This window comes from Paenibacillus sp. 01T442, from assembly GCF_056398345.1.
Window position 1 is genome coordinate 170,431 of the sequence record NZ_JBFTPF010000005.1, and the last position, 14,403, is coordinate 184,833.

10 protein-coding genes are annotated in these 14,403 nt (G+C 49.5%); 4 read left to right on the forward strand and 6 right to left on the reverse strand.

Annotation, left to right across the window (positions count from 1 at the left end; genetic code table 11):
• Nucleotides 1-4: 4 nt before the first annotated feature.
• A complete protein-coding gene (locus tag AC1DLM_RS07290; protein WP_477569556.1) occupies nt 5-1,030 on the forward strand; it encodes an ABC transporter substrate-binding protein in 1,026 nt (341 codons plus the stop codon).
• A 62-nt stretch (nt 1,031-1,092) separates the two neighbouring features.
• On the opposite strand, the gene AC1DLM_RS07295 is transcribed toward AC1DLM_RS07290, so the two are convergent.
• Nucleotides 1,093-1,545 carry a bactofilin family protein gene (locus AC1DLM_RS07295; protein WP_441988282.1) on the reverse strand — a complete coding sequence of 151 codons (453 nt, stop codon included), beginning with the start codon at nt 1,543-1,545 and terminating at the stop codon, nt 1,093-1,095.
• Nucleotides 1,542-2,558, reverse strand: coding sequence for a peptidoglycan DD-metalloendopeptidase family protein (locus AC1DLM_RS07300; protein WP_477569557.1), 1,017 nt, complete (start codon nt 2,556-2,558; stop codon nt 1,542-1,544). The genes AC1DLM_RS07295 and AC1DLM_RS07300 overlap by 4 nt, the downstream gene beginning before the upstream one ends.
• A gap of 184 nt (nt 2,559-2,742) precedes the next feature.
• Here AC1DLM_RS07300 and AC1DLM_RS07305 point away from each other — a divergent pair, with 184 nt between their 5' ends.
• Nucleotides 2,743-3,936 carry a hypothetical protein gene (locus tag AC1DLM_RS07305; protein WP_477569558.1) on the forward strand — a complete coding sequence of 398 codons (1,194 nt, stop codon included), beginning with the start codon at nt 2,743-2,745 and terminating at the stop codon, nt 3,934-3,936.
• 630 nt (nt 3,937-4,566) lie between these two features.
• Here the strand turns inward: AC1DLM_RS07305 and AC1DLM_RS07310 are convergent.
• The 4 genes from AC1DLM_RS07310 to AC1DLM_RS07325 are packed head-to-tail and all read right to left on the reverse strand — an operon-like array spanning nt 4,567 to nt 7,886.
• Complete coding sequence (locus AC1DLM_RS07310) at nt 4,567-5,067, reverse strand: hypothetical protein (RefSeq protein WP_477569559.1); 501 nt, start codon at nt 5,065-5,067, stop codon at nt 4,567-4,569.
• 27 nt (nt 5,068-5,094) lie between these two features.
• Nucleotides 5,095-6,273 (reverse strand): MGDG synthase family glycosyltransferase, encoded by a 1,179-nt coding sequence (locus tag AC1DLM_RS07315; RefSeq protein WP_477569560.1) that lies wholly within the window; start codon nt 6,271-6,273, stop codon nt 5,095-5,097.
• A 33-nt stretch (nt 6,274-6,306) separates the two neighbouring features.
• Complete coding sequence (locus AC1DLM_RS07320) at nt 6,307-6,882, reverse strand: thymidine kinase (RefSeq protein WP_441988287.1); 576 nt, start codon at nt 6,880-6,882, stop codon at nt 6,307-6,309.
• 26 nt (nt 6,883-6,908) lie between these two features.
• Complete coding sequence (locus AC1DLM_RS07325) at nt 6,909-7,886, reverse strand: HD domain-containing protein (protein WP_477569561.1); 978 nt, start codon at nt 7,884-7,886, stop codon at nt 6,909-6,911.
• Nucleotides 7,887-8,262: 376 nt separating this feature from the next.
• Here AC1DLM_RS07325 and gltB point away from each other — a divergent pair, with 376 nt between their 5' ends.
• Nucleotides 8,263-12,855 carry a glutamate synthase large subunit gene (gltB, locus tag AC1DLM_RS07330; protein ID WP_477569562.1) on the forward strand — a complete coding sequence of 1,531 codons (4,593 nt, stop codon included), beginning with the start codon at nt 8,263-8,265 and terminating at the stop codon, nt 12,853-12,855.
• 26 nt (nt 12,856-12,881) lie between these two features.
• Nucleotides 12,882-14,366, forward strand: a complete 1,485-nt coding sequence (locus AC1DLM_RS07335; protein ID WP_441988290.1) for a glutamate synthase subunit beta — start codon at nt 12,882-12,884, stop codon at nt 14,364-14,366.
• The last annotated feature ends 37 nt before the right edge of the window (nt 14,367-14,403 follow it).

A 14,403-nucleotide genomic window follows, 5' to 3' on the forward strand; every position in this document is an offset into this window, starting at 1 on the left:
CGTGATGACAAGGCGCATTAAAGTACTTCTGCTGTTACTCCTCGCTATAACACTCCTGAGTGCCTGTGAGGAAAAGCTGACAGCATCCGGTAAGCCACAAGTCGTTCGAGTTGGTGTGTTCAAAAATGTGACCCATGCCGCCGCCTACATCGCGCTGGAAAAAGGTTACTTTGCCCGCGAATGGGGCGACGAAGTGAAGATCGAAGTGACACCTTTCGATAACGGTTCCGATCTGTCCATAGCGATGGCAACGGGGGATATCGATGTAGGATTCGTAGGTCCAGGACCTGCGACGACTTTTTTCTTGAAAAGCGGTAATTTCCGCGTAGTCTCCGGATCCAATAACGGCGGTGCCGTGCTGGTTGCGAGATCGGACGCAGGCATACAGACGACCGCAGACTTGCGAGATAAAACCATCGCGATCCCTGCCAAGGGGAATACGAATGAAATTTCGCTGCGTTTGCTGCTTCAGCAAGCAGGCATTTCGCTAGGCAGAGGCATGGAGAATGCGCATCTCATCGTCCGCTCTCCAGCAGATACGCTGATCTCTTTTCGTCAGAAAGAAATCGATGCAGCTTTAGTCCCTGAGCCCTGGGGAACGCAGATTGAGAAGGCTGGGCTCGGTAAAGTCGTTGCCGATTGGCAGGCGATCCCGCCCAACAATGGCGACTATCCAACGGTGATTATGGTGGCCAGCGATTCGTTTATCGCCAAGCATCGTGATATTGTGAAGGGCGCAATTAAGGCGAATCTGGACGGCATCGCGTTCATTCAAAATAGTCCCGAGCAAGCTTATGATCTGATCAACAATCAGTTGAAGCAATATAGTGGTAAAGGTATGGATAAAAGCTTGATTAAAGCTTCTCTTAGCCGCCTCAAGCTGACCACTGACGTGGATGTCAAAGTGATGGAAGAGATGGCGAAGGTGTCTATCGGCGCTAGATACATCAAAGGTATTACGCCAGAGGAGCTGGATCTTAGCCGGTTTGTGGATCTTTCTATGCTGGCCGAAGTGAAAGCTGGGAAATGAGAAAGAGCTCGTCGCACCCGCCGCCAGCGGATGAAGACGAGCTCTTTGTATATAAAGCTGCTCTAATTTCCACCAGAAGCAGCTTGTTGTTCGCTTTTTTGTTGCTTATGCGCCTTGGCATCGATGACCTTGCCGCCTCCGGTTTTCTCATTTTGTACTGCAGCTGCATTCATCGCACTACTTCCCTGGAAAATGCCGCCCTCCTCGATAATGACGGACCGCACATCAATATTCCCAATCAAGACCCCAGAGCTTGTCACGATTAGTTTGCCCTTGGTATAAATGTTGCCTTTCACTTTGCCGGCTACGATCACATCGCGGGCGTGGATATTCGATTGAACGACAGCGTTCTCACCAATCGTGACGTCACCGGCACATTCAATGTCACCGTTCATTTGACCCTCAATACGAAGACTAGCTTCGGTCATGATTTTACCTTCACAGATCGTACTAGCTCCAATTAATGTGTCTGTTGTTTTCGTATCGATTCGTTTCAACTTCGAGCTTCCAATCATTTGCGTTCATCCTTTCGATCTGAAATGAGATAAGGTTTAGGGTCAATTTGGATACCGTTTTTATGAACTTCATAATGAAGATGGGAGCCCGTGCTGCGTCCAGTAGAACCAACAAGACCGATTTGCTGACCTTTTGTTACAGATTCTCCGCGTTTTACCAATATTTTATTCAAATGCATATACTCCGTTTCAATGCCCCTGCCGTGATCAACAATAATATAGTTGCCAAGCTCGCCATCAAAGCCCGCAGCAATAACTTTACCTGCGGCCGTTACGTAGACGGGATCATTGTACTCACCGTCGATATCATAGCCTGTATGCATGGAGGGCTTGTATGTAAAAGGATCTATGCGGATGCCGAAGCCAGAGGTAATGCTGTGCGAGGCGATGGGCCATAGTGTAGGCGTAATACTGCGCAAGTGCTCAGCTTCTTTAATTTTGGCTTCGGATTCATTGAGATTGACGAGGAGTGCATTAATATCGCCAACTAATGAAAAAAGCCCTTGCTTCGTGTTGCTAACGAGGGTAGAAACATCATCCGTAGTGATAGGTACATCGCTGCCGCCAACATCAACATTCGTTCCATTCACTGGCTTAGTGCTCGGGGTGCTTGCTACTTTTTTGCTTGTCCCGTTTACGGTTTCTGGTTGACTCATGAGTTCTATCACATGATCTATTTTCTTAATTTCCTCTAGCTTTACCTTGAATTCATCGGCCTGCTGAGCAAGGTCAATCAAATCAATTTGCAGCTGTTCAATTTCACTTGTTTGATGTGTAATTTGATCAACCAACTGACGTTCTTGTCCATCGAAAGCTTGTTTCATGCTGTTTTGAGTTTGATGGGACAGGGTATTCATTAAGTAAATCGTCACAAAGAAACCGATCAGCACAAGCAGGATCACACTAGGCACAATATACAGACTACTGTGCGGAAGCTTGAATCTTACGGTATGGCGGTTGGCACCCGGAATGATCATGAAGGTGAGTTCCTTTTTGCCCCAAATGAATTTCAACAGATCCTCCTCACTTTCCGTAACTATGTCCCCCTTCTTGTTTACGATTGTATTCCTCAGAGGGGTGAGTCATGCCTAATTTCTCGAAAATGGGGGAAGATGGTAAGGATGTAGATCAACTTTTCTCTCCTAAGTAACGTCTATGAAATATCAACTACACAAGTAAGTGAAGGGAGCATGATGTATGATGTTAAAAAGAACGCTGCTGCTGTTAGCGATAACAAGTCTTGCCTTAACAGGGTGTAAATCTTCCGGACAGGCGAGTGGTCAAGTAACGGTTTCAGAATCACCGATATCGAGTACAGTGGCGAAGGTGGAGCCAACGGCAACTCCTGCGACTCCTAGCGCAGAACCGACAACCGTACCGACCAAAGGCAGTGAGGGCTCAACGGCTCTTATGAAAGGGGTAACTGCCCTAAGGCTGGCTGATGCTCAAAAGGGCTGGATTGGCGGCAAAGGGTGGATCGCTCATACCGATGACGGTGGCGGGAAGTGGAAGGTGCAGTACACGGGCATTGGTGAGGTAGGGCAGCTATTTGCCTTGAATGATCAGGATGCGTGGGCAACAGAGAAAGAAACGGGGAAGCTGTTTAGTACGCAGGATGGCGGAACCAAATGGTCGACAGTCGGTACCGTTCCCAATCAAGGGTTCCTCCATTTCGTGTCGAAGCAGGAAGCTTTTAGCGGCAATGCACATACCGTAGATGGTGGTGTCAAATGGGCGAAGCTTCCAGTTCCTGAAGGTATCAAAGGGGATGCCTATTTTCATGATAATAAGAATGGCTGGGCTGTTCGACAAGCTCAGGATAAAATCGAAGTGCTGCGCACGCAGGATGGCGGGCAAAATTGGAAATCTGTGATGTCACGTCCAACCGTCGCGACATTAACAGGAACCGTCATTCGCTCCGCTGGCGTGGATGACGCGTGGATCGAGCTGATTGGGGAATCGGGGATGACACAAACCTCGTATTCGCTGTTTCACACCAAAGACGGCGGGAAGACCTGGCAGACCGTGCTGGTGAACAGCACGGCAGGTGGAGGACCGGCCCCTGGATTCCCTATGGGGGATACGACGGGGCCGAAGAACACGGGCTCGAAGCCCGGCCCTCTCTACGTCGTGAACACCGACGTAGCCTTCATGGGCGGCAGCTGCCCGGCATGCGACAAGCCGAACTCCGTCGGCTGGACGAAGGACGGCGGCAAGACCTGGGTGAACGGCACGGAGTCGTTCACGGGGTACGGCGATCTGCTGCTCGGTATGGCAGACGCGAATAGCGGCTGGCTCATCACGAATGATAATGAGCAGCCGAGTGTCATGTACACCACCCGCAGCGGTGGTGTGAACTGGAACAAGGTGCATACCTTCGATGCACCTTAAACGAAATGCCACCGCGGCTGTCTTCGCGCGGTGGCATTTTTTTCATGCAGCTAGCTACTTGCACGACACAGCACACGAACCACACCAGCTACTCGCCATACCTATCACACTTCGCACCAATTGCTGTAAGACGCACACAACTATCGCACCCTGGACCACACTTATCCACTCACCATACTAATCACACTTTGCACAAATTGCCGCCGTAAGACGCACACATATCGCACCCCGGACCACACCCAGCTACTCTCCACGCCATCACACACCGCACCATTTGCCGTAACACGCACMACCTTCACCGTCAGCATACGCCAACCCAAACTCACCGCGGCAGCAGATTAGATGGATTTCCTCCATCTATTTCAGTCGAATTTCCGTGTTTTCAGCGATTAGATGGATTTCCTACAGCTAAATGAGCCGGAAGTAGTGGGAATGCTCGAATTCGATGAAATTAGATGTAGTTTTTCCATCTAAATCCAATTCCGAATGAATTTTGAAGAAAATAGATGGAGGTTTTCCAGTTATTCGCGTCGGGTGAAGATCGTGACTTCCCGCCAGCCAGCACTCCGCAACGAAAGTTAGGTCTGCCATTCATTCACTCACTCATTCACTCACTCAACACAAACCCACTCACTTCGTAGGCGTATCACTCCCGTTTCCATTCCCATTCCCGTTCGTTCCATTCGTATTTTTCCCGTTGAAGAACGTCGATGTTAAATCACGCAGCTTCTCCATGAACTTTCCGTAGCCGTAACCAGTCAGAAAGGCTATGCTGATACGCGCTGACATCGAGTCGCCAACTTCCAGCAGCATAATGCCGCTCGCGAATAGGATAATCGTGATAATGGCAGAGCCGAAGCACAGAATAGGCCGCATGAGGTACCAGTAGATCCACTGCGTGGTGAGCTCTTGATAATGCTCATGAAACATGCGCAAACCATATAGCGCACCACCAAGCGCTCCTGCAAAGCCGAAGCAAGCATACTCATGAAAGAGGACGAAATCAACGCCCAGTATTTTGCGTTCAAAAGAACTGCTGCCAAGCACGGCCATCATCCACAGGCTGCCAACAAACCAGATCATTAAATAAGCAAAAATAGCTTGCTTGCCGAATCGGTGAATGGGATTCATAACAAAACACCGCCCTTACAATGGATACTACCATTGTATGAGCGGTGTTTTTGATGATGCCTGAATATAGGAACGCTTATCCGACTGCTCCAGGTACGCAATGATCGCTGTTGCACAGCTTTGATTTTCCTCATTCTGTTCTTCACGGATGTCCGTTCTCCGCTTTGCAAGCTCGGGATATTGCTCGAGCAGCAGTTTAAACCAGTGGTCAATCATCGCGACCGATGTGATGCGCTGTCCGTAGCCATTTTCCTGGAAATAGGTGCAATTTTTCTCTTCTTGCCCTGGAATCGGGCTGTAGAACAGCATGGGAATACCCTTGGCCATTGCCTCTGTGCAGGTCATCCCGCCTGGCTTCGTAATCAACAGATCGGCGATATCCATAAGTTTGCTAATTTCGGTGGTATAGCCAATCAGATGGATGTTCGGCTGACGGAAGACATCCTCCTCCAGCAGCTGGAGTCGTGCTTTCTCATTCGTGCCTAGACAGATCAGCAGCTGAATATCCTTACTCCAGCTCGCTAAATAAGTCAGCATCTCTTCTTTTTCCTCTTTCTTAAAAACACCCCAGCCACCACCCATGACCATGACGGTAGGCATAGCTTTGAGACCAAATTCTTGACGAATATGTTCTTTGCTATGGGCCTTGCGGAAATTAGGATGAACCGGAATACCAGTCACCTCAATGCGCTTGTCCTGAACGCCACAATGCATGAGACGCTCTCTCACAAGAGGCGTGGATACCAAATATTTGTCTACTGCTGAGTCTATCCACGTTCCATGAACATCGTAATCGGTGATTACAGTGAAGAGAGGGATATCCAGTCCCTCGCGCTTTAACCTAGAGACAATGATGCTTGGGAATGGATGTGTACAGACGATTAAATCAGGTTTCAACTGCTTGATAACGGCTCTCGTTCGTGAATAAAAGATGCGATGCAACACGAGACTGGCTACACGACTCGGCCTTTTATCATAGTGATGTCGATAGAGCATACCGTACAGTCTGGGTTGTGATGTTACCGTGCGGCGGTATGCCGAGAAGACCCAGGGTGCTAAGGTAGGATGCAAAAAAGCGCCAAGCTCAATCACGCGGGTAATCATGTCTGACGAGGATTGCCGAAGCTCGCCGGCCAGCGCATGAGCAGCTTGTGTATGTCCTTTCCCAAAGCCCTCAGATAATAGCAAAATCCGTTTTTTACGCAAGGAACTCACCTTTCTTTATAAATCATATCTATCCTAGGTGCGATCTGTTTTTTTCTTAGATGCATAGCATTTACGACATACTGGAACGTAGCTTTCATTCCCGCCGATCTGGATCTGCTCACCATGGAAGATAGGAACGCCGTCTTTGCAACGCATGTTCATGATTGCCTTTTTATCACAATACCAACAAACGGTTTTAATTTCTTCGATCGTATCCGCCACAGCCAAAAGTGCATTGCTGCCTTCAAATAATTGTCCCATGAAATCAGCGCGAAGCCCGTAAGCGATAACGGGAATATCCAGTTCATCGACGACTTCAATCAACTGAGAGACTTGGGCTTTGTTCAAGAACTGAGCCTCGTCGACCAAAATGCAATTCGGACGCTCGGTCTGCGCTAAAGCGACCATATCCAAATGTTCGTCTACGACGATAGCTCCTTTTTGCATACCGATGCGGGAAGCGACTTTACCAACACCGAAGCGATCATCCATAACGGAAGTGAGGAGAAGTACTTTTTTGCCCTGTTCCTCATAATTATGAGCTACGCGTAAGACTTCAATCGATTTACCGCTATTCATTGTGCCATAACGAAAGTACAATTTTGCCAAGCTGGGACAGTCCCTTCTGCGGATGTTTATATGGTGAAAAAATAAGTTGCGGCCATGCTATCCAGTTCAGCCAGCTTCACAGCAGCTTGAAAGCTAACTTCAGAGGCGAGTTTTTCGCCAATTAGCGGTTGTTTTCTGTAAACCTTCCCGATCTTGACCTCGATGCTGCCTCGTACGGGTTCTTGTGTAATTTGAATGCGATGAGGCTCATACATGAGCACATGGATCGTTTCGCGAGCCGTTTCATTATTGCTCTGCAGCAGCTCCTGAATCAACTCATGATCCATGAGTGCGGGGATTCGATCCTTCATGCCTGGATTTGCCTCGCAATGATGTGCCGTTGCTTTCGCCAGCAGCGCATCCATAGCTAGAAACTGTGGGTGCAGGATAAGTCGATGTTCTTCAACAATCGCATCAATAAGTGCCGTGGCTGAAGCCTCATTCGCTTCTATGTAGGGTCCGCGTAAGCGAAGTCCTTTCACTATTTCCGAAGGCGGCAGCGTCTGACGACCCGCATAGTAAGTATCGCGCAGGAAGCTATCCAAGTGGTCGAGTCCAAGAACCGTGGATTTGTTCGTTAGCGGTGTTTCTTGTTTCAAAAGATCAATAATGGCCCGCGGCGAAATGCCGTGCTTGATCAGAATATCGGCGATGATGCCTTGCCCGATTAACTGTTCGGTCTGACGGTGATGATTATACCCAAGTGTCCGCTCAACCGCATGGGAGAAAGGCAGGTGCCCGATATCATGGAGCAGTGCCGCAATGCGCAGATGAGGATCTTCTGGGCAAAAGTGAGCCATGAGTGACCAAACGCCAACCGTATGTTCGAATCGTGAATGTGTAAGTGGTGAAAATAGAGCCGAGGCTCCGAAATGATGTAAAAACTTCAGGCGGCGTACCGGCTTTGAGCGGAAAAGCTCAATTTCAACCGGATGAGCTTCTAGCTGCCATTGATAAAGAGGCTCAGTAATCATGCCGTCCCCAAAAGTATGCTGTATACTCAAACAGAGCTCCTCCTAAGATGTGGGATCTGGATGTATGTTCTAGCGGTATTAGCTATCATAGCATGAAACATAGAAAGTTTGCTATCACATGCACACCCAGTCGTATTTATATAGGAAATGCGAACATTTATCGTGCCTATACACTATGATCCAACTGGTGATTCTATTAAAATGAAAACCTTTTCAATTTAAATATTTTTAAATTGAACTATAGGAAACCAAGTGTTAATATAATAGAAAAAATATTGAGAATATTTCCTCTACTTATTGCGGATGTAGTCGAAATATGAAGCATTGAATTTTTACTTTTTAGTACTTTAAAGCAGCATGCGTTTAACAAAGTCCAGCGAAAACGAGGGAAGAAAGGTTGCACAACATGACTATTAATGGATTACCTCCCAAACAGGGATTGTACGATCCGAGGAATGAGCATGATGCTTGTGGTATAGGCTTTGTTGCCAATATCAAGGGTGTCAAATCTCATGCCATCGTCAAGCAAGCGCTTCGTGTACTTTGTAATTTGGATCATCGCGGCGGGCAAGGTTGTGAACAGAATACGGGAGATGGCGCAGGCATTTTAATGCAAATTCCAGACGCGTATTTTCAATCCGCATGTGAACAAGAGAACATTAAACTTCCAATTTCCGGCAGTTATGGCGTAGGTATGGTGTATTTACCGCAAGAATTAGAGGCACGTCAAGCTTGCGAAAGTACCATTGAGCGAATAGTCAAACAAGAAGGGCAACAATTTCTAGGATGGAGAACCGTTCCAACCAATAACAGTTCGTTAGGCGATTCTGCAATATCCGCTGAACCGTATGTTCGTCAGGTGTTTATTGGTCAAAGCGCGGATACTGCGACAAATCTTGATTTTGAGCGCAAGCTATACATTATTCGTAAATTATCTGAAAACGCTATCAAAATATCCCATCCGGGATCGCAATTTTACTATTCTAGCTTGTCTAGCAGGACGATTGTATATAAAGGGATGTTAACACCTGAGCAGGTGGATGCGTATTACGTGGAGTTGCAAGATGAGAAGGTAGAATCTGCCTTAGCGCTTGTTCACTCCCGTTTCAGCACCAACACGTTTCCAAGCTGGGAACGTGCGCATCCGTACCGTTATTTGATTCATAATGGTGAGATCAATACACTTCGTGGTAACGTCAACTGGATGCATGCACGTCAAGCGATGTGTGACTCTGAATTATTTGGTGAAGATTTTGGGCGCATTCTTCCTGTTATTGATACCGATGGTTCCGATTCCCAAATGTTTGATAATACCCTAGAGTTCCTGATGCTTTCAGGTCGTTCATTGCCGCATGCCGCCATGATGATGGTACCCGAGCCTTGGTCCAAACATGAAGGTATGGATGATGATAAAAAGGCGTTCTACGAGTATCACAGCACCTTGATGGAGCCGTGGGATGGTCCTGCAGCGATTGCTTTCACAGATGGCAGTCAAATCGGAGCGATTCTTGATCGTAACGGTTTGCGTCCTTCTCGTTATTATGTAACGACGGACGATTTCATCGTGCTTGCTTCTGAGGTTGGTGTGTTGGATATCGAGCCTGAGCGTATTTTGTACAAAGACCGTCTGAGGCCGGGACGTATGCTGCTTGTCGATACGGTAGAAGGTCGTATCGTGACGGATGAAGAAATCAAGAGAAGCATCGCTAGCGAGCAGCCGTATCGCGATTGGTTGAATGAGCATCTCGTTTCTTTAGAGGATCTGGAAGAGGCCCCAATTGTACTTAGCTCTGACCATGATACGATTCTGCAGCGCCAGCAAGCTTTTGGCTATACCTTCGAACAATTGCGTAAGACCCTTGAGCCTATGGGCAAAACAGGTGTGGATCCGATCGGTTCCATGGGTACGGATGCGCCATTGGCAGTGCTTTCGGATCGTCCGCAGCTGCTTTATAACTATTTTAAACAATTATTCGCACAAGTAACGAACCCGCCAATTGATGCGAACTTTGAAGAAATTATTACGGCGCAGGGCACCACGATTGGGCCAGAGCGCAACCTGATTAAGCCGGAGCCAGAGAGCTGTCGTCAAATTCGTTTGAAGTCGCCGTTCCTCTCCAACGATGAGTTGGCGAAGCTGCGTCATATTCAGCGTGATGGTTTCAAAACGGTCACCTTGCCGACGCTTTTCGAAGCATCAGCAGGCACAGCGGGCCTCGAGAGTGCTATGCAGTCCTTGTACACGGCAGCAGATCAAGCCATTGTCGATGGAGCAACGCTGCTCATTCTGTCCGACCGTGGTGTAGATAGCGTAAACGCGCCGATTCCAGCACTTTTGGCAACGTCGGGCTTACATCACCATTTGATCCGTCAAGGCACTCGGACGAAAGTCAGCTTGCTTGTCGAGTCTGGTGAGCCGCGTGAAGTGCACCATTTTGCCCTATTGCTCGGCTATGGCGCAGGCGCGATCAACCCTTATCTGGCGTTAGAAACGCTAGATGACATGATTCAGCGTAAGCAGCTAGTTGGTGTTGATCATGAGAAGGCGATCTATAACTACATCAAAGCGGTGACGAAAGGTGTAGTCAAAGTGTTAGCGAAAATGGGTATTTCCACCATTCAGAGCTATCGCGGGGCGCAAATTTTCGAAGCGATTGGCTTGAGCCAAGAGTTGGTAGATAGCTACTTCACTTGGACGTATACCCCAGTGGGTGGTATTGGTATCGAAATGGTTGCGAAGGAAGCCTTGATGCGTCACAGCCGTGCGTTCTCTGAACAAGAAGGACGCGATCGCGTGCTGGATACAGGTGGCGACTTGCAATGGCGCAGAGATGGGGAAGATCACATCTATACGCCAGAAACTGTGCATGCTTTGCAATCTGCTGTTCGCACGAACAACTATGCTCAGTATAAAAATTTCTCCAAACTCGTCAAACGTGAAGACGAGAAATATATGGCTCTACGCGGACTGCTGAGCTTCAAAGCAGGACGCACACCGATTCCGATCGAAGAGGTGGAACCGATCGAGTCGATCTTCAAGCGCTTCAAGACAGGAGCCATGTCCTACGGCTCCATCTCCAAAGAAGCGCATGAAACGATCGCGATCGCGATGAACCGCATCGGCGGCAAGAGCAACACCGGCGAAGGCGGCGAGCATCCGGAGCGTTTCACGCCAGATGCGAACGGCGATCTTCGCCGCAGTGCCATTAAGCAGGTGGCGTCCGGCCGCTTCGGCGTCACGAGCCACTATCTCGTCAACGCTGACGAGATTCAGATCAAGATGGCGCAGGGCGCGAAGCCCGGCGAGGGCGGCCAACTCCCGGGAACCAAGGTATACCCTTGGGTAGCCGAGGTTCGCGGAGTTACGCCAGGCGTAGGCTTGATTTCGCCGCCGCCGCATCATGATATTTATTCGATCGAGGATCTCGCTGAGCTGATCCACGATCTCAAGAATGCCAACCCGCGGGCACGGATCAGCGTTAAGCTGGTATCCGAAGTCGGTGTTGGCACGATCGCTGCCGGCGTAGCCAAAGGGAAAGCGGACGTAGTCCTCATCTCCGGCTACGACGGAGGCACAGGCGCGTCACCGCAGACGAGTATTCGTCACGCGGGACTGCCGTGGGAGCTCGGTCTGGCGGAGACGCATCAGACACTCGTGCTGAACAACCTGCGCAGCCGTATCGTCGTTGAGACGGATGGCAAGCTGATGACTGGGCGCGACGTGGTCGTAGCTGCTTTGCTCGGTGCCGAGGAGTTCGGCTTCGCAACGACTCCACTAATTACAATAGGCTGCGTGATGATGCGCGTCTGCCACTTGGACACTTGTCCGGTTGGGGTTGCTACGCAAAATCCGGAGCTTCGCAAGAAATTTGCTGGAGAGCCGCAGCATGTTGTGAACTTCATGACCTTCATCGCCAATGATGTGCGTGAGATGATGGCGGAGCTTGGCTTCCGCACAATTGAAGAGATGGTTGGACGTACCGATATCTTGGAGTCCAAGCCAGCGGTCGAGCATTGGAAAGCCAAAGGCGTCGATCTTACGCCGCTGCTGCACCAACCAGATATGGGCGAAGAAGTCGGTCGCTTCTGCCAAATGCAGCAAGATCACGGCTTGGATCGCTCTTTGGATATGACGAAGCTGCTTGATATTTGTGAGCCAGCGATTGAGCGCAAAGAGCATGTTCATGCGATTCTGCCTATTACGAACGTTAATCGCGTTGTCGGAACGATCGTGGGCAGTGAAGTTACACGCCGTCATGGCGTAGATGGCTTGCCGCACGATACGATTCGTCTACATTTTGAAGGATCAGCGGGTCAAAGCTTTGGTGCTTTCGTACCGAAAGGGATCACACTCTCCCTCGAAGGAGATGCCAATGACTATGTAGGGAAAGGATTGTCCGGCGGTAAGCTGGCGATTTTCCCGTCGAGTAAGTCGACTTTTGTACCAGAAGAAAACGTGATTATCGGCAATACCGCCTTATATGGTGCTACAGATGGGGATGTTTACATCCGTGGTATCGCGGGCGAACGCTTCTGCGTAAGAAACAGTGGTGTGCGTGCCGTCGTTGAGGGTGTAGGCGATCATGGTTGTGAGTACATGACAGGTGGTCGAGTCGTTGTTCTTGGTTCAACAGGGCGTAACTTCGCAGCGGGTATGTCAGGCGGTATTGCCTACGTATTGGATGTGAATGGTGACTTCCAAAGCAAAGTGAATAAAGAGATGGTTTACCTCGAGCAGCTGGAAGAAACGTATGAGATGAATGAATTGAAAACGATGATCCAGCATCATGCCACATTTACGGATAGCAGCGTTGCCCACCAGGTTATTCAGCACTGGGATGAGTACGTTTGGAAGTTCGTGAAGGTTATACCGAAGGACTACAAACGGATGTTTGATGCTATCGAGAAAGTGAAACGCTCCGGTCTAAGCCAACAAGAAGCGGTCATGGTTGCTTTCGAGGCGAATATGAGAGATGTTTCCCGTGTCGGTGGAAATTAACGAAACTCAGGAGGGATTAAACGTAAATGGGTAAACCAACCGGTTTTATAGAACACGCTCGTGAAGTGGCATCCGAAGCTTCTCCGCTGGTCCGAATTGGCCATTGGAAAGAGTTTGCGACACCACTAACGCAAGATAAATTACAGGTACAAGGCTCCCGTTGTATGGATTGTGGGATTCCTTTCTGTCATACAGGGGCATTGATCAGCGGCATGGCCGCTGGTTGCCCAGTGAACAACCTCATTCCGGAATGGAATGATCTCGTGTATCGCGGTCAATGGCGCGAAGCCTTGGATCGTCTGCACAAGACGAATAATTTCCCGGAATTTACGGGCCGTGTTTGTCCAGCGCCTTGTGAAGGCTCTTGTACAGTAGGCTTGAAGGATACGCCGGTTGCGATCAAAAGCATTGAAAAAGCGATCATCGATAAAGGCTTCGATGAAGGATGGATCAAGCCTGAACCGCCGGAAACGCGCACTGGGAAGAAGGTTGCGGTTGTGGGTTCAGGTCCTTCCGGACTTGCGGCAGCAGCGCAGTTGAACAAAGCTGGACATTGGGTTACCGTATTCGAACGGGCAGACCGCGTTGGCGGCTTGCTGATGTACGGTATCCCGAACATGAAGCTGGACAAAAAGTATGTCCAGCGTCGTGTAGATCTGCTTGAAGCCGAAGGAATTGCCTTCGTAACGGGTGCTCACGTCGGGGTGAACTACCCGATCGAAAAGCTGCAAGAGGAATTCGATGCGATCGTCCTGTGCGGCGGAGCTACGAAGGGCCGCGATCTACCGATCGAGGGTCGCGAACTCGGCGGTGTTCATCTGGCGATGGAATTCCTGAGCAAGAACACGAAGAGCTTGCTCGATTCCGAGCATGCGGATCGTGAATTCATTTCCGCCGAAGGCAAAGACGTGATCGTTATCGGTGGTGGTGATACGGGAACCGACTGCGTAGGAACTTCCATTCGTCACAAATGTAAGAGCGTGACGCAGTTTGAGATCATGCCGAAGTCACCGGAGACACGTCCAGCGAACAACCCTTGGCCGGAATGGCCGAAGGTGTTGAAAGTGGATTATGGTCAGCAAGAGGCGGCTGCGCTTCAGGGCGAAGACCCGCGGACGTACTTAATCAACACGAAGAAATTCGTGGGGGATGAGAACGGCAACTTGAAAGAGCTGCACACGGTTCTGATCGAGTGGCAGAAGAACGAGAAGGGCGCGTTCGTACCTGTTGAAGTGCCTGGCAGCGAGAAGGTTTACCCGGCGCAGCTGGTGTTGATTGCGATGGGCTTCACGGGACCAGAAAACACTGTGTTGGATCAGCTCGGCGTAGCCAAAGACGAGCGCTCCAACGCGAAAGCGGATTACGGGAAGTTCGCTACGAACGTAGACGGCGTTTTCGCTGCTGGCGACATGCGTCGCGGGCAAAGTCTCGTGGTATGGGCGATCAACGAAGGTCGTGCTGCAGCGCGTGAAGTGGATCGCTTCTTGATGGGATCATCGAATTTGCCATAAGATTTGTTAGACTGCTTGCAGGTTGAGAGTTACCTGT